Here is a 25,202-nt window from a genome sequence, read left to right on the forward strand (position 1 = left end):
ATCAATTCAGGTTCGGGCCCAAGGCATCAACAATTTGGCGATGCCGCGCATCATCAGGTCGAGCACGACGCCGGTCAGGCCAAGCACGATCAGGCCCATGATCACGACGTCGGACAGTAGGAATTTCGCGGCATCCCAGATCATCCAGCCGATGCCGGCCGAGGCCGCAACGATCTCGGCGGCGACGAGGACGGTGTAGGTGAAGCCGAGCGAGATGCGCATGCCTGCGAGGATCAGTGGTCCCGCAGCTGGCAGATAGACGTGAAAGAGCAGGTGTCGGCGGGTCGCACCGAGGGATTGCGCGGCGCGCACATAGACCGGATCGACGCTGGTGACGGCCTGGATCGTCGAAATGACGATGCCCGGCAGGCCCGCCAGGAACAGCAAGGACAGTTTGGAGCTCTCGCCGATGCCGAGCCACATCACCAGCAGTGTGTAGAGCCCGAGCGGCGGCAGCGGCCGGTAGAATTCAATCAACGGATTGAGCAGCGCGCGTGCATTGCGCGAAACGCCCATGAGAACGCCGAGTGGAATGCCGACGAGGCACGCCAACGCGAAGGCCGTGAGGATGCGGTACAGGCTGGCGCCGAGATGCTGAAGCAGCGTGGCGCCTTGATAGCCCTTCGTCATGGTCTTGACGAACGCGGCCCATACCGCCTGCGGCTTCGGCAGGAACAGCTCGTTGGCCCAGCCCATCTCCGTGACGACGACCCATGCGGCCAGCAGCACGGCGACGGTGAGCGTCGAGAGCAACACCGACCGGGAGACTGTCGGCAGCCGCAAATTGCCTCGTCGCGTACGATCGGCCGAGATCGGAATCGCCATGGGGCTTGCCTCGACGCTCATGTACGCACTCCCAGGATCTGCATGATGGTCAGCGCGTAGATCCGCGTCGCCATCACCGACTTGGTGATCGAGATGTTCTCGTTGTCGACGGCCCAGCCATCCTCGCCCGGACCGAACGTCACCGCGTTGATGCCGGCCTCACGGAAACGGATGGTATCGTTGAATGCGTTCTTGCGATTGACGCCGGGCTCGCGGCCCATCAGCCGGCGATAGACCGCACGCAGGGAGCGGCACGGTTCTTCCTCGACCGGCACCGGCTCGGTCGCATTGACGAACAGCGAGCCGGGCACCTGGCGGACGGCAACCTTGACGTCGTTCACCCCGGCAAATGTCTGCTGGCCGAGCCCCTCGATGTCGGAGATCACGCTGGCGAGCGTCATGCCCGGCACGATGCCCACCACCGCGAGCGTGATGGTGCAGGCATCTGGCGAGAACTGCATCTCGCCGGGCAGACCGCCGCGGATGCGCACCACCGAGCAGCAGGGCGGCGTGTGTCCCATGAACGTGCTCGGAACATGCGTGAACGCCATCTCCTTCAGCTTCGGCAGCAATTTTGCCGCTTCCATGATGGCGTTGACGCTGATGTCGGGCCGCCAGATGTGCGACTTGATGCCCTCGACCGTGACCTCGATCAGGCAATGGCCCGAATTGGCCACCGAGAGGTTCATGCCCCAGTCTTTGCTGACATCGCCCCAGGCCGTCGGCTCGGCCGTGATCTCGTAATCGGCAGTGAGGCCGACTTTGTCGAGCATGTAGATCGAGCCCTCGGTGCCGTTGCGCTCTTCGTCGACGGTGTAGCAGCACATCAACGTGCCATCGAATTTCACACCCTCCTCGATCAGGGCCTGAACCGCGAGCAGCGAAGCGGCGAGATTGCCGCGCGTATCGGACGTCCCGCGCGCGTAGAGCAGATCGCCATGGCGCGTCGCCTTGAACGGATCGTAATCCGTCATATGCCATTTCTCGGGCTCAACCGCCGGATAGGTGTCGAGATGATCGTTGAGGATCAACGACGGCGCGCCCTCACGCCCTTTGAGCACACCGAGCACATTGGGCCGGTGCGGCTGCGCGCTGTGCTTGGTCACCTCCATGCCGAGAGCTTCGAGCTTGCCGGCGACCAGCATGGAGATCGCCTCCTCCTCGGCGGGCGGCAGGTCGGGATCGAGCGGATTGCCGGAGCGCGGCTGACCGGTGCCGATCAGTTCGGATGCAAGGTCAAGCCAGCGTTGCTCCGTGATGCGCGACAGCACGCGCCGCTCGAGATCGGAGTAAGACGGGGCGACAGGCATCTGCATGACGGGTCCGCTGGCTCACAGCGCCGGCTGCGCTGCTTCGTTGCAGGCTCTTCACTGCACCGACTGTGCCAATTGCCGGCCACGCCCGCTCGGACACGAATAGCGATTGCAATTCAATGATTTGCTCTAGAATCGAGGCCGCGCAAATTTTTGCGCGTCAGCAGCGCTTTGCTGAAGACACGGCGCCGGCTGAACAGACCAGCCGCAGCGCGTTGACGGCCGCTTCAGCTCCGGCGGACGTCTAATCGTCGGCGTAGTCGTCTTCCTCGCGCTTGCGCGCCATGCTCTTGCGCGCGCCGAGCGAACCGGTGACGGAGGGCTCGCGCGCATTGGCATAGGGACTGCGCGACTGCGCACGCGAGGCAACTTCCTCGCCGGAGACCGCGGCGGGCTGGCAGATCAGGCGGCGGCTGGCGCGGCGCATCAGGTCCACGTGGATGTGGTCATAGTGATAGACGTTGGAGCCCGGCGCCAGCACCGTGGTGAAATGCGCGCAGGCGCCCGCCTGCACGTCGCGCAAGAATCCCTGCTCCTCCGGCATGCCGCGCCAGCCGTCCTTCACGGTGACGCGGCGTCCGTCGGCCAGCACGAAGGCAGCAATATCGAGCGCATTGCCGAAGGCGTGCTCGGAGATATGGGCACGCGAGTTACCGTTCATGCCGCGGCAGGAATAGGCGGAGATCTGCTTGATCTCGGCGACGCGGACGCCGAACCAGCGCATCGACGAAGGCTGCACGGTATCGGCGAGCCAGCGGTCGAGCTCGGACACGATCGGACAGGCCAGCGTCGCGGTCGGCTTGATCGCGACAGGACCGACGGCTGTGACACCATTGCCCTGCGCCGGACCAAGACGCGGCAGCGCCTGCTGTGCGGGCGCCTGCGAATAAGGCGCGGGATTCGCCGGCCTAGCCGGATAGCTCGGCGCATTCATGTAGCGCGAGGCCCCCGCGGCATCAGTGCCCTCGGGCGGCAGATCGATCTCGTCTTCCTCCGGCGCGACGCCGGGCGCGTTCAACGACATCGGCCCCGTCGAGGTGCCATAACCGCTGGGTTGGCGGACCGCGGTTTCGGGATAGTTCGAGCGCGACGGAGTGGAGGACGCCGGATAATTCTGGCTCTGCGGATAGTTCGATCGCGGCTGCGCCACCGGCCAACGTGGCTGGCCACCGATGCTGCCCGGCGGTCGCAGTTCCTCGTCGGCAAAGCCGTAAGTGCCTGAGGCTTCGCCGAGGGCGGCGACCTTGAGCGGAAACTCGGCGCCGCACTGGCCGGGCCCCGAGATCGGGTCGATCCGGACCAGATCCGGCCCCTCTTTCACCGCGCCCGATTTCAGGCATGCGGCCTCAGCCTCGGCCCGCCATGGTTCACGTTCGGCCTGGAAGAAGCCGCGTCCGCAACCCGCTAGCGAAACAAGGACGATGGAGCCGACGAGATACAAACGAACTCCGCGCGTCATGCACGCACGTTCGATGAATTTACTTAAAGACTCTTCAACACGTTGATTTCAGTGTTCTTTAACCATACCGGCTCACGCATGCCGAACCCCGGGCAGAACCGAGCGACAGCAAGGCTGACTTTTTCGCGCCGAGACTCTCTGTTAACCATACCGGCTCGCGCGCCAAAGCAGCGCGCAGGGTGGGAGCGACCTCATGACGTTCGCCGGGAGACTGAGCATAGTCACCGCGTACCTCGCCATGGCCTTCGTCGGCGCCATCGTGCTCGGCATGATCTAGCGGCTTATTAAGCCCATCGCAGGCGGCCTCTTCCCTTCTCCTCTTGTGGGAGAGGGGAGCAGCGCGACTGCCGCAAATATTACGACCGTGCACTCCACTGCCGCGACGTGGTGATCAACTGCTCCTCCGGCGCCTCGACGCGCGTCCAGTCGTTGCCCGAGCACCAGAAACGCCAGAACGCGCAGGCCTCGACGTGGAGCCTGCCGGGACTCTTCAGCGTCATCGTCGCGTAATAGGTGTTGCCGCTGGAGCGGCTGTAGATGCTGCCGGTCCAGGCGTCGTGCGATTTCGGCTTCATGTTGACGAGCACGCTCTCGCCCCGGCTCAAAGCCTCGGTCAGCGCGTAGCCGCACAATGCGGGCCCGCAGCGCTCGATGCGGACTGTGCCCTTGGCACCGACACTCTCCCATTCGCCGAGCGGCGTATAGGCCTGCTCGTCGTCGTTGCGCTGTGCAGCCGCCGCGGTCGGCTTGATCTCGGGGCTCGGAACGGGCGGCGGCTCCATGCGCGGCGGATCGAGCATGACGGTCTTCGGTGGATCGATGCGCGGCAGCTCAACCCGTGGCGGATGCGGGCTCGGCGCCTCGGGTCTTGACGCCTCGGGTTTTGGCGCCGGCGGCAGCACGACGGGTTGCGACGTCGTCGCGGCCATGACGGGAGCCGCCGGCACCGGTGACGGCACGACCACGGTCGCCGGCCGGACCGGAATGACGACATTGGCCGGCGGCGCGGCCGCAGCCGGCGCTGGGGGGATCGATGTCACACCGGCATCTTCTGTCGGCCGGATGCTGCGATTCGAGGACACCGAGACACAGGACGCAGATCGGCAATTGCGCGGCGCCTCGACACGGAAGCGGTGGCCGCCAATCGAGAACGAATAGGAGCCGGCCTCGGCCGCCGGCGCGATCGCCAGCAGTGCGATCATTATGCCAAGCGAAGTCGCAAGCCGTTGCATCTCCGTCTCCCTCAGTATCGCGACGACCTTACGCAAAGGAACCGCGGCTGAATGTGCGCTGCCTCACCCAGGCGGCGCGCACCGTTGTGACCCCCATCACAGAACGCCCGGCCAGTCCGGCGTAGGGTCGAACCACGCTTCATCCACCAGCGTCTTCAGCCCATCTCGGGACCAACGCCATTTCGGAGGTTGTCATGAACAAGCTCACCATCGTCGCCACCGCACTCTTCCTGGCGTCGACCGCCGCCGCCCATGCCGGCGGCAATACGATCTCGTTCCAGATCGAGGGCCAGCACATCCGCATCGAGACGCCGCGCAACTGCGCCTCGCTCAATTGCGTGACCATCGTCGCGCCGGGCCTGTCGGACAAGCCGATCAAGCTGAACAACATCAACCTCAAGGGCCTCGGCGGCTCGAAGGACGATGACGTCGACACCACGCCGGCTCCGGCCACGACCGCGCAGCCCGCACCGGCTCCGGTGCAGCAGCCCGTGCAGCAGGCGCCGGTCCAGGCCACCGCGCCGGCCGCGCCCGTTGTCGCTCCGGCCGCACCCGCGCCGACCGTTGCCGCCGCGCCGTCCCTCGACACGACGACGCAGCCTGCGCCCGTCGCGGCGCCTGCTCCCGTTGCTGCTCCCGCGCCGGTCGCGGTTGCGCCCGCTCCGGCCCCGGTTGCCGCCGCGCCCGTGGCCGCGGCGAACTCGCCGATCGGCGTCTGGGCGACCGAAGAGGGCAAGGGCAATGTCCGCGTCGAACAGTGCGGCGCCAATCTGTGCGGCTACGCCGAGAAGACCAACGAGCGCATCCTGATCAACATGAAGCCCGAGGGCGCGAAGTGGAGCGGCCGCATTCACGATCCCAACTCCGGCCGCAACTACGACTCGACCATCGCGATGAAGGGCCCGAATGCGATGCGCGTGCAGGGCTGCGCCTTCGGCGGCATGTTCTGCGGCGGCCAGACCTGGAAGCGCGTGAGCTGACACGCGGAGCGCGTCATCCGGGGCGATGCCAAGCACCGAACCATGGCGCGCAATTGCGCACCTGAGGATCTCGCGCCACACCTACAAATCTTCGTCATGCCCGGGCTTGTCCCGGGCATCCACGTTCCGAGTGACGCGAAGCAAGGCGTGGATGGCCGCGTCAAGCCTAGCCATAACGGAGTAGAGAGGTTTAGCCCCAAGCTGGCACCGCACACCATTTGGCCTCCTCACCCCTGCGACACATGTTCATCCGCCATTCAGGTCTCTCCGGCTGATATCGGCCGATCTCGCCTCGCGTTCTCACCGGGACTTCCTCGTGACATCATTGCTGGCCTGGCGCCGCTTCGTGTTCGCGCTTGCGCTGCTGGCATTGCCGCTGGCGGGCAGCGGCGCAACGCATGCATCCGATGCAATCGAGCTCGCGCAGGCGCAGCCCCAGGCAGAGCCGGCGCCTGCGGCTTCCCCAGCCCCTTCCGCCTCCCCCACGCCTTCAGCCTCGCCTGCTCCCTCGACAGATACGCAATCCACCGTCGAGCCGATCGGCAACGTCGCGGCCGTCACGGGGATCGCCACCGTGATCCGCGACAAGAACTCCTATCCGTTGCGCGTGCGCGACGACATCTACCTCAACGACATCGTGCAGACGTCGTCGAACTCCACGCTCGGCATCACCTTCAACGACGCCACCACGTTCAACCTCTCCGCCTCGTCGAAGATCACCATCGACAATTACGTCTATGAGGACGGCGGCAAGCAGAATTCCGGAATCTTCGACATCGGCAAGGGCACGGTGGCCTTCGTGGCGGCCGCCGTGGCGAAGACCGGCAACATGAAGATCACGACGCCGACAGCGACGCTCGGCATCCGCGGCACCACCGGCGTCGTCGACGTGCCCGAAGGCGCGGCCGCGAGCAGCGCGCGCAACGTCAACATCAAGCTCTATCCCGATGCCGACGGCCGCGTCGGCCACATCGACGTCGACGACCGCACCAGCGGCACGCGGCTCGGCGCGCTGACGCAAGGCGCGAGCGGCTTTGCGATCCGGCCTGGCGCTGCCGGCCCGGGCGGCATGCGCTTTGCGGCGGTGCCGATCACGATTCCCGCGCAGCAGATCGCGCGCGACCGCGGCTTCGTCAGCCAGGTGCATCTGGCGCAGACCACGGGGCGTCAGATCGTCACCGAGCAGCGCGACTTCCGCCGCGCCAATCCGGCTGCCCAGAGCCGCATTCCGCGGCCGGCACAGCCGCCGCAGCAACAGCAATTGCGTCCGGCGACCACCGCACCGGGACAGCAGCCCCAGCGCCCGAACGGCCAGCCGGGCCAGAACAACCGTCCAGGTCAGCAGCAGCCGGGCACACCGGGCCGGCAAGGTGCGCAGCCGCCGCAGCAGCGGCCGGGCCAGCAAGGTGGCGCCGTGCAGCCGGGCACACCGCGTGCGGGTCAGGGCCAACAGCAACAAGGCCAGCAACAGCCCGGCCAGCCGCAAGGCGCAGGACGTCCAGGAGCACCGCGCGCCGGACAGCGCACACCGCCGATCGGCACGCCGCAAACCCAGCCGCAACGCGGCGGACAGATTCAGCCCGGAGGAGTCGTGCCGCCACAGCAGCCGGCGACACAGCCGCAACTGCCGCGCACCGGCATGCAATCGGGCCAGCCGCCTGCGGCTCAACCGCCGGGCATGCAACGCCCCGGCGGATTCCAGCAGCGCCCCCCCGCCGCGCAGCGTCCGGCGGCCCCGCGCAAACCAGCATCCGCTCCGAAGGAGAAGGAGCGGCGGTGACCCTCGAGGCAGCGCCCGCCTCCGCACGATAGCGCTGAGGAGGACTCGTCCCTCCTCCGTCAGCCCACGCTTCCACAGGCATATCGACTTGCGGATGGTCTCCAGGCGCGCCAGCAGCGCGGCGTGACCTCACGCCCCGCCGCGCAGCCAGGCCTTCACCTTCCGCAACAGGCCGTGGCGCAACTCGTGGACGGAGGCGGCTTCGGCAGGTGTCAGCGCCTGCAAGGCTGTATCCATGTCATCGGCCGATTGCACCGGCTCGGGTATCGGCGACGGCGCGCGCCCCGCGGCCGCAAGCGCAATCGGGCCAATCTGGGTCAGGAACGCGCGTTCATATTCGCGCGACAGCCGCGCGATCGCGTCGTCCAGCGCGAGCCATTCGACCGCCTTGATGTCGTTCATCAGCTTGCGGACGGGACCGCCCTCGGCTTCCATGCGCCAGAAATGCACGACCTTCGAGCGCCCGCCGGATTGGTAGACGAGCGTGCCGAGAAATTCGTGAACGGCGACGTCGTGGCCGGTCTCTTCCAGCACCTCGCGATGTGCCGCCTCCTTCGGCGTCTCGCCGTCGTCGAGCTTGCCCTTGGGCAGGACCCACTCGTTGCGCTTGCGCTGGCGCACGACCGCGATCAGCGGTGTCGAACCACGCCGCAGCACGATACCACCCGCCGCCATCACCGGCGCCCGCGCCATCATCAAATCCGTCGTCGTGTAGTCCCCACCGACGATATAGGCGACGGGAGCGGCAGATTGAAGGCTACTTTCTTCTGAGCAGCGCCTCGCCGGCACGGATGCGCGTGCCCTCGGCGATACCGTCGCAGAAACTGAAATCGCCCGGCGCGAGGATGATGATGGTCGAGCCATGTTCGAACCAGCCGAGTTCCTCGCCCTTGGTCACGTTGACGTCGCAGGGGAAGTTGACCGGACCGCGCGTCTGCGCGTTCAGCACCCTATCGAGAAAGTGCAGGCGGATGCTCGCGACCAGGATCGCGGCGACCGGTACCAGCGTCACGGCCTCGCCGGTCGACAAATGCGTGCGGATCACCGCGCGCTCGTTCTTGCAGAACAGGCGCTCGACGCGCTTGAGCGCAATCGGATTGACGTTCCAGACGTCGCCGTGGATCAGCGTGACGCGCTCGATATGCGCATCGAAGGGCGCATGGAAGCGATGATACATGCTCGACGTCAGCCGCAGCGTCACGAAGCTGCCGTTGCGGTGCTGATCCACCAGCGCGGAATCGCCGACGAGGTCGAGCAGCGAATAGGGCGCGCCCTTGACCTGGAACAGCTCGGTGTCCGCGATCCTGCCGTGAGCGCCGACAATGCCATCCGAGGGGCTGGCGACAATGGTGGGGTCGGGATCAAAGGGGCGCAAGCCCGGCTTCAGCTCCCGGGTAAAACAATCATGCAGGCTCTTGAAGTGGGTCTTCTTCGCCTCGGACAGATCGAGGTCGGAGAACAGCTTCCACAGCGCGATCGAGAAGTCCCGCACGAGGGGATTCTCGATCTTGGAGAACCAGCCCATGAAGCGGGTCAGCGCGGCGCGCGGGATGCGGTTGGTCAACAGAAAGTTGAGGTCTTCCTGCTGGGTGAAAGAGGCGATGAGGGCTTTGACTGTCATGAATCTGTCAGCTCACAGTATTAGCGCTTGTTGTCATGGAAACGACACTCCCGATTCTCTCGATGTCCGTGGCCGCCGCAGCGTCTGCTGCCGCCGTCCTCCCGAAGCTGAAGGCGCGGATCGAACTGTCCCGCGCCAAGCATCGCTCGCTCGCCGGGCACTCCAAGATGTCGCGCCGGGTGGCAAAGCTGCTCCCGTTCTACGAATACGGAGAGAACGACATCTTCTCGTGCGACGGCGCGCCGGCGGACATCGCCGCGCAGCGCAAGGAGGCCTTCTTTCGTCTCGCCGCCCTCTACGCCGAGCGCTACCCGAAGGGCCGCGCGATGACGAAGGAAGCGGCGGACAAGATCTCCGACCTGAATTTCACCGAGAGCTACCGCGTGCCGTTCCAGTTCTCGCGCCTGGTCCGCGAGCACCTGGGCACCTCGACCTTCGTGGAGTCCTCGCGCGGCGTCACCGTCACGGATGTCGACGGCAACACGTCCTACGATCTCACGGGGTCCTACGGCGTCAACATCTTCGGCAACGATTTCTACAAGGAGTGCATCGAGGGCGCCGAGAAGCGCACGCATGCACTCGGCCCGGTGCTCGGCCCCTACCATCCCGTGATCCTCGACAATGTGCAGCGTCTCTGCCGGATCTCGGGCCTCGACGAGGTCTCGTTCCACATGTCCGGCACCGAGGCCGTGATGCAGGCGGTGCGGCTGGCGCGCTACCATACCAAGCGCACGCATCTCGTTCGTTTTGCCGGCGCCTATCACGGCTGGTGGGGCGACGTGCAGCCGGGCGTCGGCAATCCCATTGCCGCGCACGAGACCTACACCCTCGCCGAGATGTCGGAGAAGACGCTGCACGTGCTGCGTACGCGCAAGGACATCGCCTGCGTGCTGGTCAACCCTCTGCAAGGCCTGCACCCCAACGCCAACGCGCCCGGCGATTCCTCGCTGGTGGATTCCTCCCGCGGCGGCAACTTCGATCGCGCGGCCTACACCGAATGGCTCAAGAAGCTGCGCGAGGTCTGCGACCAGCGCGGCATCGTGCTGATCTTCGACGAGGTCTTCGTCGGCTTCCGGCTTGCCGCCGGCGGTGCCCAGGAATATTTCGGCGTGAGCGCCGACATGGTGACCTACGGCAAGAGCCTCGCCGGCGGCCTGCCGGTCGGCGTGGTCTGCGGCAAGCGCGAGCTGATGCGCCGCTTCCGCGACGACCGTCCCGCCGACATCTGCTTCGCCCGCGGCACCTTCAACTCGCATCCCTACGTCATGACGGCAATGGACGAGTTTTTGAGTCGGCTCGCCAGCCCGAACTTCCATGCCATTTATGATGGACTGGAAGAAACCTGGAACGGTCGCGTCCAAAAGCTCAACCAGATGATGACGGATGCCGACCTGCCGGTGCGGTTCGCCAACTTCTCGTCGATCTGGACGGTGGAATACACGACGCCCTCCCGCTACAATTGGATGCTGCAATATTATTTGCGCGCCGAGGGCCTGGCGCTGAGCTGGGTCGGCACCGGCCGGCTGATCTTCAGCCTGAACTACACCGACGCCGATTTCACCGAAGTCGCCGACCGCTTCGTCCGCGCGGCCGGGAAGATGAAGGCCGACGGCTTCTGGTGGCACGACGGCGTGCTCACCAACAAGACTATCAAGCGGCAGATCCTGAAAGAGATGCTGGCCAAGCGTTTTGGACGCTGAGGCCACACTTCGCGGGCTTGCCGCCGATGCGGCGGGGTTGTGTGCGCCATATGCGATTGCCCTACCGCGCGCGGGGAGAGGCGAAGCAGCCCCCAGCACGTGGATGCCCGGCACGAGGCCGGGCATGACGTAACCATCAGACATCGGAGTGTGTTGTGTACGTAGCGCGCTCAGGCGTGCTGCTCTTCGAGCGTGGGCTCGCCGATGAGGCCCAGCGTGTGCTCGGGGTTGAGGTGCAGGCCGGGATCCATCAGCTCACCGCGCATCAGGGCAAGCGGAGCACTGCGGTAGAGCATCAGATCGTGGAACGGATCGGTCAGGATCTTGGTCATCCAGACGAGGCCGGTCTCGACGTCGCGGATGAAGAACAGGTGCACGGTGCGGAACAAGAGGCCACCGCCGCCGACCACGAGCCAGATCTTTGCAACCTGCCGCATGAAGTCGGTCGCGCTGGCCCAGGGCGTGAACAGGCCGAACAGCGTCGGGTCGAGGAACAGCACCAGCGGCGAGGCCGCCCAGATCGCCATCAGCACCACCTTGCGCTGCAAATTGTAGCCGACCTTGATCTCTTCCTTGTACTCGTGCGTCGCCTGGTTGATGTGGTCGTAGGTATGCGGCTCGAAGAAGAAGTGACCGGCCTGGCGCGAGGTCATCGAGACCAGCCAACCGACCAGCGCAGAGACGACAGGGTCGACGAACAGCCAGACATAGGCGAAGAGGAAGCTCAGCGCGCTGACGAAGTGCAGGCTCTGATTGATGCGGCTGTGGTGATAGTAGCGATGGTCGTCCCAGCGCTGGATCCGCAGCTGCTCGAGATAATTCTTGATCATGCTCTTCCCCAAGATGCTTTCGGGTACGGGGTTAAACGGATTCGATGTACGCCGTGTGACAACATCATCCTGTCATGTGACGGCACGCAGCGGCGCGATGACGCACGCGACGCGTAAGCTCACGCCGCCTTGGCGATGTCGATCTTGCGGAAGCGCACCAGCGAGAAATGACCGAGCGGCGGAATCAAACGACGTTCGGCGAGCTCGATTCCGTTGGCGCCGGCCAGCCATTTCGCATAGCGCGACCAGGCGAACTCGGCGGTGCGGAAGCCGAGCGGACGCACCACCGGCTGCAGCTTCTGTTCGATGAACCGGCGCATGCCGGCGTCCGCGCTGACGCGGGTGAGGATGATCAGCTCGCCGCCCGGGCGCAGCACGCGGGCGAATTCGTCGAGCGCCTTCTCCGGGTTCGGCACGGCGGTGACGACATATTGCGCCATCACGACGTCGAAGGAATTGTCCGGGAATTCCAGCTTCTCGGCGTCCATCACCGCGAGGCCCTCGACGTTCTTCAGCTTGCCCTCGGTAACGCGCTGGCGCGCCTTGTCGAGCATGGCTTCCGAAATGTCGGTGCCGAAGATGCGCAGGTGCGGGGCGTAGAGCGGCAGCGAGATGCCGGTGCCGACACCGACCTCGAGCACGCGGCCGCCGATCTTGTTGGTGGCCGCGATCGCGGCCTGCCGGCCCTTGGCGAACACGCCGCCGAACACGAGGTCGTAGACCGGCGCCCAGCGGTCATAGGCCTGCTCGACCGTGCCGCGGGTGAGGTCGAGCTGCTGGGTGCCGTCAAGGTTCATGATCTTAGCCATCGATGAGGTTCTCGCTGTGGTTCTAACGAAAGATCAACCGCGCACCGGCCGCCGCGCCATGCGGGGCGAAGCGCGCAAGACGCGGCTGGGCTGAAGTGAGGTGAGGTTGCCGACGAACTGGCGCGCGCTGTTCTCCCAGGAACGCTCCAGCGCGAAGTTGCGACACGTCTCGCGCGACATGGCGAGCGCGCGCAGGCACGCGGCGCGCAGATCGTGATCGATCGCGCCGATCGGATGATCGGCGATGACGTCCTTCGGACCCGTGACCGGAAATGCGGCCACTGGCGTGCCGCAGGCCAGTGCCTCCAACTGCACCACGCCGAAGGTGTCGGTCAGGCTCGGAAACACGAAAACGTCGGCGGCGGCGAGATGCGCGGTGAGATCGGCGCCCTTCTTCTCGCCGAGGAACACGGCATCGGGATATTTCCTTTCGAGCGCGGCCTTCTGCGGGCCGTCGCCAACGACGACCTTGGTGCCGGGCAGGTCGAGCGAGAGGAACGCTTCGAGGTTCTTCTCCACCGCGACGCGGCCCATGGTCATGAAGATCGGACCCGGCAGGTCGAGCCTCGCCGGAGAGTCGGGATGGAACAGCTCGGTGTTGACGCCGCGGGTCCAGAAGCCGAGCCGCTTGAAGCCACGCTCGGACAGCTCCTGCCGCAGCGACGGCGTCGCCACCATGGTCATGGCGGCGGCATCGTGGAAATGGCGCAGCACGGCATAGCCGACGCTGGCGGGCATGCCGGTCCGCACCGAGACGTATTCCGGAAAGCGCGTGGTGTAGGAGGTGGTGAAGGCGAGCCGGTTGCGCCGGCAATAGGCCCGCGCGGCCCAGCCGATCGGCCCTTCGGTCGCAATGTGCAGCGCGTCCGGTGCCGCCTTCTCGATCCGGCGCGCGATCTCTTTGCCGCTCGGCAGCGCGATGCGCAGGCCCGGATAGGTCGGCAGCGGCCAGGACGGAAAGCCGTCGGGTGTCAGAAAGTCGATCTCGACTTCGAGGGCCTTGGCCGCATTCGCCAGCGAGGTCAGCGTCCGGACCACGCCGTTGACCTGCGGATGCCAGGCGTCGGTCGCGATTAATACCCGCATGGGAAAATCCCGAGAGTTTGATGATTCTCAGGGATCGACCATCAACGAAGGATATTTCAGGCGTGTGACGTCATAGAAGTGTCCGCGGGCTGTTTTGTTCGTTAACGGGCGGCCCCAGCCACGAAACCGTCATGAAACAATCCTTGCCGCCGTGAAACCGTTTTCGGTTTTCCGCGCAAATCTCCCGAAACGTTTTGCCGTTAGTGATCCAGGCAACAGAGCACCGCAACGGTGCCGCGGTGGCCAAGACCACCGAGCAAACAGGGGCGATCACATGTTCAATCTGGATATTTTCAAGACGTTTTCGCGCGCCGTTGCTTTCGGCACAGTCGCGGTCTCGGCGATCGCATTCGCGGGTAGCGCCAAGGCCGCACCGGTGCAGATCTTCCCGTTCTTCCAGCCGCTGCCGCCGATGGCCGCGCCGCAGCCATTCCAGCCCTACCAGGCGCCCACTTACCAGACTGAGCCGTCCGAGGATCAGGACGCCGTCGAGATGCCGGCCCGCTTCCGCCGCCAGACCGTTTCCTATGCAACGCGCGAGGCGCCGGGCACCATCATCATCGATACCCCCAACACTTATCTCTATTACGTGCTCGGCAACGGTCAGGCGCTGCGCTACGGCATCGGTGTCGGCCGCGACGGCTTCACCTGGTCCGGCATCCAGTCGGTGACCCGCAAGGCGGAGTGGCCGGCCTGGACGCCTCCGCCGGAGATGATCGCCCGCCAGCCCTATCTGCCGCGCCACATGGCCGGTGGCCCCGGCAATCCGCTCGGTGCGCGCGCCATGTATCTCGGCGGCACCATCTACCGCATTCATGGCACCAACGCCCCCGAGACCATCGGCAAGCGCGTCTCGTCCGGCTGCATCCGCATGACCAATGACGACGTCACCGACCTCTACTCCCGCGTCAACGTCGGCACCAAGGTCGTGGTGCTGCCGATGACGGAGCGCCGCGCCGAGCTCGGAACCGCAGCGCGCTGAACCGGCAGGACATTGTGACGCAAACGGCCCCGGAACCCACCGGGGCCGCTTTCGTTTGCCCTCGACACGTCGACGCGCTTGCTGCGGCACGGTGCTCCACGGAGGCGCAAATGCACTCACGCCTGCAATCCTCGCCCTATCGATGGCTGCACGCGTTCGTCTGCGCCGGCGCCCTGACGCTGCTCGCGCCTGCCTCACTCGCGCAGCAGCCCGCAAGTGGCGAGGCCGCCCAGCAGGCCTTCAACAATTCCTGCCGCACCTGCCATTCGGTGAAGGAAGGCGACAACCGCCTCGGCCCCAACCTCAACAAGATCGTGGGGCGCAAGGCCGGCGCGCTGCCGGACTACAACTACTCCTCATCGATGAAGGAAGCCGGCTTCACCTGGGACCAGGACAAGCTGACGCGCTTCATGCTCAAGCCGGACGAGGTGGTGTCGGGCAACAAGATGCAGCCTTATGGCGGGATTTCCGCGGAAGAGGCGGCCAAGGTGGTTGCGTATTTGCAGGCGGCAGGCGGGCAATAGGATCGCGGCGGCGCTACGTGCGCGGCCGGTTTCATTTGTGCCGGCGCCCTGATATGCTGCCGGACATGAGCAATCGTAAGCAACCAGCGACCAAGACAGGCGGAACGTCGGCCAAGCTCGTCATTGGCAGGGAGCGTTTCGCCAAGATCAGCGCGGTCGAAGGTATCGTCCCGTCGGCGGCCATGAAGACGCGTGTTGCTCGATTCGACCGGCAAGGGCTATCGGCCGCGGAGCGCCGGCGCGAAATCATCAACGCTCACAAAAAGGGCTAGCCGCCCTCATGTATGACGCCGTTGAAGACCCGTATTGTTATCCGGGCACGACGGTCCTCAAGAACAAGCTTCATCTCGAGAAGCGGGCCGAGCTCGAATCTTTCGAGGCCGAAATCACCGCACAGCGCGCGGAGGAAGCCCTGCCCGCGGGGCGGCTGACTTATTCGCATTATCGCGCGATCCACCGACATCTGTTCCAGGATGTCTACGATTGGGCAGGCAAGATCCGCACCGTCCGAATTTCGAAGGGCGGCAGCATGTTTTGCTTCCCCGAGAGCATCCATCGAGAGATGTCGAAGCTGTTTCGCACTCTCGCCGACGAAAGGCACTTGAGAGACACGACGACGGATGAATTCGCGTCGAAGGCCGCTCATTTCCTTGCCGAGCTGAACGCGATCCACCCGTTCCGCGAAGGCAACGGACGCACGCAACTTACGTTCCTGCTTCTTCTCGCTGAGACCGCCGGCCACCCACTCGCAATGACACGACTCGACCCTGAAAAGGTTATGCAGGCGATGATCGAGAGCTTTGGTGGCAGCGAAGATATGCTGGCTCGCGTCCTGCGCCATCTCCTGGATAACGAACGCTAGCCGCCCCGCCGCTCCCCGATCCACCTCAGCCACGCCGCCGAATGAAACGCGCTCATCAGCAGATACATCGGCGCCATCCCGCTCAGTAGCGCGCCATGCCCGGCCACGCAGAGCGTGTCCGCCGGGCCCTCACCGATCACAACCGTCAACACGGCCATGATCGCGAAGGTCGGGCTTGCCGCCAGGGCCAGCCATCTGGCGAGGTGGCGGGCGGCCGCGATGCTGTCGCGGCCGGCGCCGGCCGTTGCGCTAGCGGGGTTAGTCACGACCTTGCGCAGCCTCCTCGCGAAAGGCCTTCTCGCCGGCGGTAGAGATCTCGACCCACTTCTGGTCGGGCGCGGCGCCTTCCGTGTAGCTGTCGTGCCAGTTCCACCATTTGTAGGTCGGCGTCTGCGGATAGCCCTTCGGCGAGTCTTCCCAGAGCTCCTGGCGGCCGAGCGGCGTGATGTCGAGATAGTTCCAGGTGCCACCCATCTGCTCGTCGCCGCGGCTCTTGACGAAATAGGTGCGGAAGATGCGCGTCCCGTCGCGGTAGAACACGTTGGTGCCGTGCCATTCGTCGACGCCGAAATCGGCATCGAAACTGTCTGTTACGGTGACCCATGGCATGGTCCAGCCCATCCGCTGCTTCAGCCTGATGATGTCGGCCTGCGGCGCGCGCGAGGCGAACACCAGCGTGGTGTCGCGGGCATTCAGATGCGCGACATGGGCGACCTGATCGGCCACCATGGAGCAGCCGCGGCAGGCGTGATCCGGCCAGCCGAACACGCCCGGCTCGAAGAACGCGCGGTAGACGATCAGCTGCCGCCGGCCCTGGAACAGGTCGGCGAGACTGAGCTTGCCGCCGGGCCCCTCGAACGCATAGGTTTTGGCCACTTCCATCCAGGGCATGCGCCGACGCTCGGCGGCCAGGGCGTCGCGGGCACGGGTATGCGCCTTTTCCTTCACGAGCAGTTGCTGACGGGCTGCCTCCCAGTCCTGCGGCGACACCACCGGCGGTGTTTGCATCACAGCCTGTCCGTTATTCGGTTCGTTCTGGGCTAATGTCATCATGACTCTCCAAATCTCTTATTCGGGCGATCGGCCTGCAGGTCGCGGAACCGCTCGCCCCTCACCGCACATCGTCGGCTGGCAACGATTTCTGGCACCGCGCGGTTGCGCGGTGGGAGTAACAAGTGTGGCGGGATTTGAATGGAGTCGCTGATCACGGCCGCCGCACGGGCGCTCGAGGCGGGCGACCCGCTCGGTGCCCTGAACCGCGTTGCGCTGCGCAACGACGCGCCCTCGCTGGCGCTGCGCGGCATCGCGATGGCGCAGCTCGGCGACCTCGCCAAGGCCAAGTCGCTGCTGCGCAGCGCTGCGCGCGCGTTCGGCCCGCGCGAGGCGGTGGCGCGCGCCAGATGCATAGTGGCCGAAGCCGAGATCGCGCTGGTCTCGCGCGACCTCGGCTGGCCGGCGAGGACTCTTGCCGCCGCACGGGCGACGCTCGAGCACCACGGCGATCTCGTGAATGCCGCCCATGCGCGCCACATCGAGGCCCGGCGCCTCCTCCTCGTCGGGCGTCTCGACGAAGCCGAGCGCATTTTGGCTGAGCCCGGCGCCGCCCTGCTCCCGCCGGCATCGCAGGCCGTCCGCGCGCTCGTCGTCGCCGGCATCGCCATCAGGCGTCTCAGAACGAAAGACGCGCGCGCGGCGCTTGACCTGGCAGTGCGGGGCGCGAGGCTCGCCGGCATCCCCGCGCTCGCGGCCGAAGTCGAAAGCGCGAGCCGCGTGCTCGATGCGCCGGCGGCGCGGCTGATCACGCGCGGCAAGGAGCGGCCATTGCTGCTTGCCGAGGTCGAGGATCTCCAGACATCCGAGGCGCTCGTCGTGGACACGTTCCATCATTCGGTTCGCAGGCGCGGCACCGTCGTGCCGCTCGGCACGAGGCCGGTGCTGTTCACCCTCGTCCGCGCCCTGGCGCAGGCCTGGCCCGCGGACGTCTCGCGGCAGACGCTGATCGCGAACGCGTTTCGTGCCAGGCATCTCGATGAATCGCATCGCGCGCGGTTGCGCGTCGAGATAGGGCGGCTCCGCACCAAGCTCGCCCCACTTGCCGACGTGACCGCGACGAAGCAGGGTTTTGCGCTGACGCCGCGCAAGACGCGACAGGTTCTCGTGCTGGCGCGGCCCGTCGAGGAAAAGCACGCGAGCATCCTCGCCTTCCTCTCCGACGGCGAGCCCTGGTCGAGCTCGGCGCTCGCGCTGGCGCTCGGAACGAGCGCGCGCACGGTGCAGCGGGCGCTCGACGAGCTGGCACGCGCGAACAAGGTGCAATGCTTCGGACATGGCCGGGCGCGGCGCTGGATGACGCCACCCGTTCCGGGTTTCCCGACAGGCTTGTTACTCCCCACGCCGCTCCTGAAGTCGTAACGTCAAGGCCACATCACAGGGAGCGAGCACATGAAGCGTTCAGCCGCCGAGATCGTCAGGGAGTATGGGCCGTTCGAGGGCGTCGAGGCCGTGCATGGCGTCAGCTATGACGGCAGCCATGTCTGGTTCGCATCCGGCGACAGATTGAATGCGGTCGATCCTGAGAGCGGCAAGGTCGCGCGCTCCATCGACGTCGCCGCGCATGCTGGAACGGCATTCGACGGAAGGCACCTGTTCCAGATCGCCGAGGATCGCATCCAGAAGATCGATGCGGCCTCGGGCAAGGTGCTCGGCACGATCCCGGCGCCAGGCGGCGGCGGCGATTCCGGCCTCGCCTGGGCCGAGGGCTCGCTCTGGGTCGGGCAATACCGCGAGCGCAAGATCCATCAGGTCGATCCGGAAACCGGCAAGGTTCTTCGCACCATCGAGAGCAAGCGCTTCGTGACCGGGGTGACCTGGGTCGACGGCGAGCTCTGGCACGGCACATGGGAGGGCGAGGACAGCGACATCAGGCGGATCGACCCTGAGACGGGCAAGGTGCTGGAGCAACTCGACCTGCCCGCGGGCACCATGGTCTCGGGCCTGGAGTCGGACGGCGGCGACCGCTTCTTCTGCGGTGGCGGTCCTCGCGGCAATGTGAGAGCAGTCCGCCGGCCCCGCCGTTAACCCATTCGCCGCAATTCCACCCCATCGGTGCGCTCTAGCGCCCTCCTCGCTCGCCCTGTAAAATCCCGTCGGGGCGGCCTGGGGGATAGATGCGACTAACGTTGAACTTGAAGACCATCACGATCGCCGTCGCAGTGCTCGCGGCGTCGTTCTTCATCAGCTTGAAGGCGATGGACTGGCTTGCGCCGCGCGCGACGAATTCGGCGCCGCCGGTCGCACAATTGCCACCGCTGCCACCGGTCGCGAAGAGCTCGATCGTGATCGCGCCGGTCGCGATCGCGATCGCGGCGATCCGCGAGCAGGCCGAGAAAGCCGCGCCGCGCAATTTCGCAGGCAAGGCCGACAACCCCGTCTCGCAGATCCTGGAGAACGCCGACATCGGCTGGACCGCCGTGCGCGGGCCGATGGCAGCGGCGGGCGACAAGGACGTGCTGACGATCTCGACGCCGCTCTCCGGCAAGCTGAACGTGACGGGCTCGCTGTCGGCGAAGGCCACGGGCGCGCTCGGTGACGCGCTCGGCAGCGTGCTCGGCGGTGACGCCGCGAAGCGGATCGGCGCCGTCAACATCAAGAATTTGAACGCCAGCGCCGAGATCAAGGGCAACGTGGTCATCACCTCGCGCCCGAAGCTCGCGGCCAACTGGCATCTCGAGCCCAATCTCGGCGCCCAGGTCAATCTCGGCGACACCAACGTCAACGTCGCCGGCGCCAAGGTCAACGTGCCGGCGCAGGTCAAGCCGCTGATCGACAAGAATGTCGGCGAGCAGATCAACATCGTCTCCGAGCGCATCCGCAACGATCCGAGCCTGCGCGAGAATGCGAAGCTGCAATGGGCCAAGGCGTGCCGCTCGATCCCGCTGCAGGGCTCGGGCTCCTCGGCCGCGCTTCCGCCGCTCTGGCTGGAGATGAAGCCGATCCGCGCCATCGCCGCGCAGCCGCGCGTCGACGCGCAGGCGGTGACGCTGCTGATGGGCCTGGAAGCGGAGACGCGCGTCACCTCGACGCCGACCAAGCCGGACTGTCCGTTCCCCGACAAGATCTCGATCGTGCCGCCGAGCGGCACCGGCGTGAACATCGGCGTTCCCATCGACGTGCCCTTCACCGAGATCAACAAGCTGATCACCGCGCAGATGGTCGGCCGCACCTATCCCGAGGACGGCTCCGGGCCGGTCGACGTCACCGTGAAGAGCGCCAACGTGATCCCGTCCGGCGACCGGCTGCTGATCTCGCTCTTGGTGCGCGCCAAGGAGAAGAAGAGCTGGCTCGGCCTCGGCGCCGAGGCGACCGTGCACATCTGGGGCCGGCCGGTGCTCGACCAGGCGCAACAGACGCTGCGGCTCACCGACATCCAGCTCGCGGTGGAATCCGAGGCGGCGTTCGGCCTGCTCGGCGCCGCGGCGCGCGCCGTCGTGCCGCAGATGCAGCAGGCACTGCTGCAGAGGGCAACGCTCGACCTGAAGCCGATCGCCGCCAACGCCCGCGAGAAGATCGCCGCCGCCATCGCCGATTACCAGAAGAGCGAGGACGGCCTCAAGGTCGACGCCAAGATCGACAGCCTGACGCTGGCCGACATCGCCTTCGATTCCAAAACGTTGCGCGTGGTCGCGGAAGCCGGCGGCTCGCTGAATGTGTATGTGAGCAAGCTGTCGGGGATGTAGCGCGGCTCCCACGCCTCTTCATCCCTCGCACCGCTGGCATTCTCATCCGAGGATGCTAAGCTGCCCCTTGCAACCTCGAACGAGGTGCTGACAGCATTGTAGCGGCAAGCCGAGGACAACATGGAAGCCGGCATGGTGACGCCCGCGCCGGCATTGGTGCGCTTTTCCGGCATTCAGAAGACCTATGATGGCGAGCACCTCGTGGTGAAGAACCTCGATCTCGACATCAGGAAGGGCGAGTTCATCACCCTGCTCGGCCCGTCGGGCTCGGGCAAGACGACCACGCTGATGATGCTGGCCGGCTTCGAGGTTCCGACCCATGGCGAGATCTATCTCGGCGAGCGGCCGATCAAGAACATGCCGCCGCACAAGCGCGACATCGGCATGGTGTTCCAGAATTACGCCTTGTTTCCGCACCTGACGATCGCCGAGAATATCGCCTTCCCGCTATCCGTTCGCAAGACGAGCAAGGCGGAAGCGCAGGAGCGCGTCAAATCGGCATTGCGCATGATCAAGATGGAAGCCATGGCGCAGCGGCGGCCCGGACAGCTGTCCGGCGGGCAGCAGCAGCGCGTGGCGCTGGCGCGCGCGCTGGTTTTCAACCCGCAGCTCGTGCTGATGGACGAGCCGCTCGGCGCGCTCGACAAGCGCCTGCGCGAACAGATGCAGCTGGAGATCAAGCAGCTGCACGAGAAGATGGGCATCACGATCGTCTACGTCACCCACGATCAGAGCGAAGCGCTCACCATGTCGGACCGCATCGCCGTGTTCAACGACGGCATCGTGCAGCAGATCGACAAGCCCGACGCGCTTTACGAGCATCCGGTGAACAGCTTCGTGGCCCATTTCATCGGCGAGAACAATGTGCTTTCAGGCACCGTCGAGACGGTCGAGAAGGACTATTGCCGCGTCGCGCTGGCCGGTGGCGGCGCGGTGACCGCGCGGGCGGTCAACATCCAGGGCGCGGGCGCGTCCACCTCGCTGTCGGTCCGGCCGGAGCGGATCGCCATTGTCCCGGACGGCGCGTCCTGCGACGGACCGAACCGCCTGCCGGCGAGGGTGCAGAACACCATCTATCTCGGCGATCACGCGCTGGCCGTGCTCGACGTCGCCGGCAACGGCGAGTTCATGGTCAAGCTTCAGTCGGGCGCACATGACGGCCTGAGACATGGTGAAAGCGTATTCGTCAGCTTCCGCCCCGAGGACTGTCTGGCGCTCGATCCGGTCTGACCCAACACAAGCGGACCTGACATACTCAACCTCAACGCAACTCGCATGAAGAAGGAACCAGGACCATGATGAAGCGCAAGACGATTGCTCTGGGTTTCGCCGCGGCGTTCGTTGCCAGCGCTGCGCTGATGACGGTTGCAGAGGCGCGTGACCTCACCGTCGTGTCGTGGGGCGGCGCCTATCAGGATGCCCAGAAGAAGGTCTATTTCGAGCCGTTCAAGAAGGCGACCGGGATTGCCATGAACGACGAGTCCTGGGACGGCGGCGTCGGTGTGTTGCGCGCCAAGGTGCAGGGCGGCGCCGCCACCTGGGACGTCGTCCAGGTCGAGAGCGACGAATTGGCGGTCGGCTGCGAGGAAGGCCTGTTCGAGAAGATGGACTATACCAAGATCGGCGGAGAGGCTGCCTACATTCCGCCGTCGGTCAACCCGTGCGGCGTCGGCGCCATCCTCTATGACTTCGTGCTCGGCTACGACAAGGACAAGCTGAAGGAAGCCCCGAAGGGCTGGGCCGACTTCTTCGACACAAAGAAGATCCCGGGCAAGCGCGCTTTGCGCCAGGGCCCGAAGACGACGCTGGAGATCGCGCTGATGGCCGACGGCGTCCCGCCGAAGGACGTCTACCAGGTGCTGGCGACCGACGACGGTGTCGATCGCGCGTTCATGAAGCTCGACACCATCAAGGGCGACATCGTCTGGTGGAAGGCCGGCGCCCAGCCGCCGCAACTGCTCGCGTCCGGCGAGGTGGTGATGACCTCGGTCTACAACGGCCGCATCGACACCGCGAACAAGAACGAGAAGAAGAATTTCGGCATGGTGTGGGACGGCGCGCTCTTCACCCTCGACAGCTGGGTCGTCCTGAAGGGCAGCCCGAACAAGGAGGCGGCCTACAAGTTCCTGGACTTCGCCGGCAAGGCGGAGAACCAGTCGAAACTGTCGGAGCAGATCGCCTACGGCACCTCGAACAAGGACGCGGCCGGCAAGCTCGCGCCCGCCGTCCTGAAGGACCTGCCGACCGCACCCGACAACATCAAGAACGCGGTCGAGATCAACGTTGCGTTCTGGCTCGAGAACATCGACCGCCTGACCGAGCGCTTCAACAAATGGGCAGCGAAGTAGCCACCCATGACAGCGTCCGCGACCAGTGCCGATGCATCGACCGAAGTTCCGCTCAAGCGCCGATTGAGGCGTGCAGAGCGGGCACGTCAGGTCAAGGCATTGGCGCTGGTCGCGCCGCTTCTCGTCTTCCTGCTCTTCACCTTCGCCGGGCCCATCGCCGGCATGCTGTGGCGCGCGGTCGATGACCGCGAGGTGCGCCAGGTTCTGCCTCAAACCATAGCTGCTCTCGCCGAGTGGGACGGCAAGGAGTTGCCGGACGAGAAGGCCTACGCGGCCCTGGCGAGCGACGTCCAGGCGGCGCGCGCCTCCGGCACCATCGCCATCGCGGCCAAGCGGCTGAACTACGCGCTGAACGGTTTTCGCACGATCCTGACCAGCACCTCCCGCAATCTCAAGACCGCGCCCGAACCCGGCACGGCCAAGGAGACTCTAGGCAAGATCAATCCGGCCTGGCACGAACGCGCGACGTGGACGACGATCAAGGACGCCGGCGGCCCCATCACGGGCTTCTACCTTCTGGCCGCGCTCGACCTGACGCGAAACGTGGACGGCGCGATCGTCGCGGCCCCGCCGGACCAGGCCATCTACCGCAGCCTGTTCGCGCGCACCTTCGTCATCAGTCTCAGCGTCACCGCGCTCTGCCTCATCCTCGGCTTCCCCGTCGCCTACCTCCTGGCGACGCTGCCGCCGGGCAGGTCGAACCTCCTGATGATCTTCGTCCTGTTGCCGTTCTGGACCTCGCTTCTGGTCCGCACCTGCGCCTGGATCGTGCTGCTGCAGAGCAAGGGCGTCGTCAACGACAGCCTGCACTGGCTCGGCATCATCGACGAGCCGTTGCGCCTGATCTACAATCGCTTCGGCGTCTGCGTGGCCATGACCCACGTGCTGCTGCCGTTCATGATCCTGCCGCTGTACAGCAGCATGAAGGCGATCTCGCCCGCTTACATGCGGGCGGCCGCCTCGCTCGGCGCACCGCCGCTCACCGCCTTCCTGCGCATCTACCTGCCGCAGACCCTGCCCGGCGTCAGTGCAGGAAGCCTGCTCGTCTTCATCCTGGCGCTCGGCTATTACATCACGCCAGCCCTCGTCGGCGGCGCTGCCGATCAGATGATCAGCTACTTCATCGCCCTCTACACCACCGAGACCGCCAATTGGGGCCTTGCTTCGGCACTCGGTGCGGTGCTGCTGCTCGCCACCATTCTCTTGGCGCTGGTCTATGGCAAGCTGGTGCAGGGCCAGCAGGTCACGGGAGGCATGAAGAATTGAGCGACAATGCCTCCCTGCGCACGCCCAGCCAGCGCATCGCGTGGACAACGACTCTCGTGGTCTCCACGCTGGTGTTCACCTTCCTGATCGCGCCGATCCTTGCGATCATGCCGCTGTCCTTCAGTTCGAGCTCGTACCTCACCTATCCGCTGCCCGGCCTGTCCTTGCGCTGGTACGACGATTTCATCAATTCGCCGCGCTGGATGAATTCGCTGAAGAACAGCGTGATCATCGGCGTCGCCTCCACCGTGCTGTCCATGGTGCTCGGCACGCTGGCAGCGCTGGGGCTGGCGCAGTGGAAGAGCCGGTTCAAACCGCTGGTTCTGGCTTTCGTGCTGTCGCCGGTCGTCGTGCCCGGCGTCATCACCGCCGTTGGCCTGTATTTCTTCTTCGCGCCGATTGGCCTCACCGGCAGCTATCTCGGCCTGATCCTGGCCCACACCGCGATGGCAACGCCGTTCGTGGTGATCACGGTCGGCGCGACGCTGCAAAGCTTCGACACCAATCTGGCGCGCGCCGCCGCCTCGCTCGGCGCCTCGCCGCTTCAAGCGTTCCGCCGCGTGATCCTGCCGCTGATCCTGCCGGGCCTCGCATCGGGCGCGCTGTTCGCCTTTGCGACCAGCTTCGACGAGGTGGTGATCGTGCTGTTCATGGCCGGCCCCGAGCAGCGCACCCTGCCGCGCGAGATGTTCAGCGGCATCCGCGAGAACATCAGCCCGACCATCACGGCAGCGGCGGTGATTCTGACCACGGTCTCGGTCATCCTCCTCGCCACCATGGAAGCCTTGCGCCGTCGCAACGAACGGCTCAAGCGTGGTGGTTGAAAGGACTCCTTCCTTCGTCCTCTCC

The 25,202-nt window shown here is 65.7% G+C and carries 25 protein-coding genes; 14 read left to right on the forward strand and 11 right to left on the reverse strand.

Features of this window, described 5'->3' with window-relative positions:
- Positions 1–6: 6 nt before the first annotated feature.
- The 4 genes from AC0WRY_RS27810 to AC0WRY_RS27825 form a co-directional block, all read right to left on the reverse strand.
- Complete coding sequence (locus tag AC0WRY_RS27810) at positions 7–846, reverse strand: ABC transporter permease (protein WP_194403955.1); 840 nt, start codon at positions 844–846, stop codon at positions 7–9.
- Positions 843–2,141, reverse strand: a complete 1,299-nt coding sequence (locus tag AC0WRY_RS27815) for a M20 family metallopeptidase (protein WP_211416277.1) — start codon at positions 2,139–2,141, stop codon at positions 843–845. The genes AC0WRY_RS27810 and AC0WRY_RS27815 overlap by 4 nt, the downstream gene beginning before the upstream one ends.
- A gap of 241 nt (positions 2,142–2,382) precedes the next feature.
- Positions 2,383–3,597, reverse strand: coding sequence for an extensin-like domain-containing protein (locus AC0WRY_RS27820; protein WP_194403957.1), 1,215 nt, complete (start codon positions 3,595–3,597; stop codon positions 2,383–2,385).
- Positions 3,598–3,953: 356 nt separating this feature from the next.
- The gene (locus AC0WRY_RS27825; RefSeq protein WP_491121826.1) at positions 3,954–4,829 is read right to left on the reverse strand and encodes a DUF2147 domain-containing protein; all 876 of its coding nucleotides are present in this window, start codon (positions 4,827–4,829) and stop codon (positions 3,954–3,956) included.
- 194 nt (positions 4,830–5,023) lie between these two features.
- Here AC0WRY_RS27825 and AC0WRY_RS27830 point away from each other — a divergent pair, with 194 nt between their 5' ends.
- Entirely contained in the window at positions 5,024–5,809 is a 786-nt protein-coding gene (locus AC0WRY_RS27830; RefSeq protein ID WP_491121828.1) for a DUF2147 domain-containing protein, read from the forward strand.
- 325 nt (positions 5,810–6,134) lie between these two features.
- A complete protein-coding gene (locus AC0WRY_RS27835) occupies positions 6,135–7,589 on the forward strand; it encodes a FecR domain-containing protein (protein ID WP_491123505.1) in 1,455 nt (484 codons plus the stop codon).
- A gap of 129 nt (positions 7,590–7,718) precedes the next feature.
- Here AC0WRY_RS27835 and AC0WRY_RS27840 read toward each other — a convergent pair whose 3' ends face one another.
- Both AC0WRY_RS27840 and asd read right to left on the reverse strand, forming a co-directional pair.
- Positions 7,719–8,282: an NUDIX domain-containing protein gene (locus AC0WRY_RS27840; RefSeq protein WP_491123506.1), complete on the reverse strand. Its 564-nt coding sequence runs from the start codon at positions 8,280–8,282 to the stop codon at positions 7,719–7,721.
- A gap of 64 nt (positions 8,283–8,346) precedes the next feature.
- A complete protein-coding gene (asd, locus tag AC0WRY_RS27845) occupies positions 8,347–9,210 on the reverse strand; it encodes an archaetidylserine decarboxylase (protein WP_212067704.1) in 864 nt (287 codons plus the stop codon).
- 35 nt (positions 9,211–9,245) lie between these two features.
- On the opposite strand from asd, the gene AC0WRY_RS27850 reads away from it, so the two are divergent.
- Entirely contained in the window at positions 9,246–10,910 is a 1,665-nt protein-coding gene (locus AC0WRY_RS27850) for an aminotransferase class III-fold pyridoxal phosphate-dependent enzyme (RefSeq protein ID WP_491121830.1), read from the forward strand.
- Positions 10,911–11,080: 170 nt separating this feature from the next.
- On the opposite strand, the gene AC0WRY_RS27855 is transcribed toward AC0WRY_RS27850, so the two are convergent.
- The 3 genes from AC0WRY_RS27855 to AC0WRY_RS27865 form a co-directional block, all read right to left on the reverse strand.
- Positions 11,081–11,740: a hypothetical protein gene (locus AC0WRY_RS27855; protein ID WP_194403962.1), complete on the reverse strand. Its 660-nt coding sequence runs from the start codon at positions 11,738–11,740 to the stop codon at positions 11,081–11,083.
- A 119-nt stretch (positions 11,741–11,859) separates the two neighbouring features.
- The gene (locus AC0WRY_RS27860; protein WP_194403963.1) at positions 11,860–12,549 is read right to left on the reverse strand and encodes a class I SAM-dependent methyltransferase; all 690 of its coding nucleotides are present in this window, start codon (positions 12,547–12,549) and stop codon (positions 11,860–11,862) included.
- 33 nt (positions 12,550–12,582) lie between these two features.
- Positions 12,583–13,635 carry a glycosyltransferase family 4 protein gene (locus AC0WRY_RS27865; protein ID WP_491121833.1) on the reverse strand — a complete coding sequence of 351 codons (1,053 nt, stop codon included), beginning with the start codon at positions 13,633–13,635 and terminating at the stop codon, positions 12,583–12,585.
- 274 nt (positions 13,636–13,909) lie between these two features.
- Here AC0WRY_RS27865 and AC0WRY_RS27870 point away from each other — a divergent pair, with 274 nt between their 5' ends.
- The 4 genes from AC0WRY_RS27870 (at position 13,910) to AC0WRY_RS27885 (ending at position 16,003) form a co-directional block, all read left to right on the forward strand.
- On the forward strand, positions 13,910–14,617 hold the full coding sequence (locus AC0WRY_RS27870) for a L,D-transpeptidase (protein WP_491121835.1): 708 nt from the start codon (positions 13,910–13,912) through the stop codon (positions 14,615–14,617).
- Between the two features lie 110 nt (positions 14,618–14,727).
- Positions 14,728–15,141 carry a c-type cytochrome gene (locus AC0WRY_RS27875; protein ID WP_491121837.1) on the forward strand — a complete coding sequence of 138 codons (414 nt, stop codon included), beginning with the start codon at positions 14,728–14,730 and terminating at the stop codon, positions 15,139–15,141.
- A gap of 53 nt (positions 15,142–15,194) precedes the next feature.
- Positions 15,195–15,413 carry a hypothetical protein gene (locus tag AC0WRY_RS27880; RefSeq protein ID WP_491121839.1) on the forward strand — a complete coding sequence of 73 codons (219 nt, stop codon included), beginning with the start codon at positions 15,195–15,197 and terminating at the stop codon, positions 15,411–15,413.
- Between the two features lie 8 nt (positions 15,414–15,421).
- Entirely contained in the window at positions 15,422–16,003 is a 582-nt protein-coding gene (locus AC0WRY_RS27885) for a Fic/DOC family protein (protein WP_491121841.1), read from the forward strand.
- On the opposite strand, the gene AC0WRY_RS27890 is transcribed toward AC0WRY_RS27885, so the two are convergent.
- Together AC0WRY_RS27890 and AC0WRY_RS27895 are read right to left on the reverse strand one after the other, a co-directional pair.
- The gene (locus AC0WRY_RS27890) at positions 16,000–16,269 is read right to left on the reverse strand and encodes a hypothetical protein (protein ID WP_491121843.1); all 270 of its coding nucleotides are present in this window, start codon (positions 16,267–16,269) and stop codon (positions 16,000–16,002) included. The genes AC0WRY_RS27885 and AC0WRY_RS27890 overlap by 4 nt on opposite strands.
- Positions 16,262–17,053, reverse strand: coding sequence for a DUF899 domain-containing protein (locus AC0WRY_RS27895; RefSeq protein ID WP_371746168.1), 792 nt, complete (start codon positions 17,051–17,053; stop codon positions 16,262–16,264). The genes AC0WRY_RS27890 and AC0WRY_RS27895 overlap by 8 nt, the downstream gene beginning before the upstream one ends.
- 141 nt (positions 17,054–17,194) lie before the next feature.
- Between AC0WRY_RS27895 and AC0WRY_RS27900 the strand changes: the two genes are divergently transcribed.
- From AC0WRY_RS27900 to AC0WRY_RS27930, 7 genes are all read left to right on the forward strand, one after another.
- Positions 17,195–18,415, forward strand: coding sequence for a helix-turn-helix domain-containing protein (locus tag AC0WRY_RS27900; protein ID WP_194403969.1), 1,221 nt, complete (start codon positions 17,195–17,197; stop codon positions 18,413–18,415).
- Between the two features lie 30 nt (positions 18,416–18,445).
- A complete protein-coding gene (locus AC0WRY_RS27905; protein WP_194403970.1) occupies positions 18,446–19,081 on the forward strand; it encodes a Vgb family protein in 636 nt (211 codons plus the stop codon).
- An 89-nt stretch (positions 19,082–19,170) separates the two neighbouring features.
- Positions 19,171–20,739, forward strand: coding sequence for a DUF4403 family protein (locus AC0WRY_RS27910; RefSeq protein WP_194403971.1), 1,569 nt, complete (start codon positions 19,171–19,173; stop codon positions 20,737–20,739).
- Positions 20,740–20,859: 120 nt separating this feature from the next.
- Positions 20,860–21,969 carry an ABC transporter ATP-binding protein gene (locus AC0WRY_RS27915; RefSeq protein ID WP_491121847.1) on the forward strand — a complete coding sequence of 370 codons (1,110 nt, stop codon included), beginning with the start codon at positions 20,860–20,862 and terminating at the stop codon, positions 21,967–21,969.
- A gap of 65 nt (positions 21,970–22,034) precedes the next feature.
- A complete protein-coding gene (locus AC0WRY_RS27920; protein ID WP_194403973.1) occupies positions 22,035–23,087 on the forward strand; it encodes an ABC transporter substrate-binding protein in 1,053 nt (350 codons plus the stop codon).
- A 6-nt stretch (positions 23,088–23,093) separates the two neighbouring features.
- Positions 23,094–24,353 carry an ABC transporter permease gene (locus tag AC0WRY_RS27925; protein WP_491121849.1) on the forward strand — a complete coding sequence of 420 codons (1,260 nt, stop codon included), beginning with the start codon at positions 23,094–23,096 and terminating at the stop codon, positions 24,351–24,353.
- Positions 24,350–25,177 carry an ABC transporter permease gene (locus tag AC0WRY_RS27930; protein ID WP_491121851.1) on the forward strand — a complete coding sequence of 276 codons (828 nt, stop codon included), beginning with the start codon at positions 24,350–24,352 and terminating at the stop codon, positions 25,175–25,177. The genes AC0WRY_RS27925 and AC0WRY_RS27930 overlap by 4 nt, the downstream gene beginning before the upstream one ends.
- Positions 25,178–25,202 lie beyond the last annotated feature (25 nt).

Source organism: Bradyrhizobium sp. T-12, from assembly GCF_058314695.1.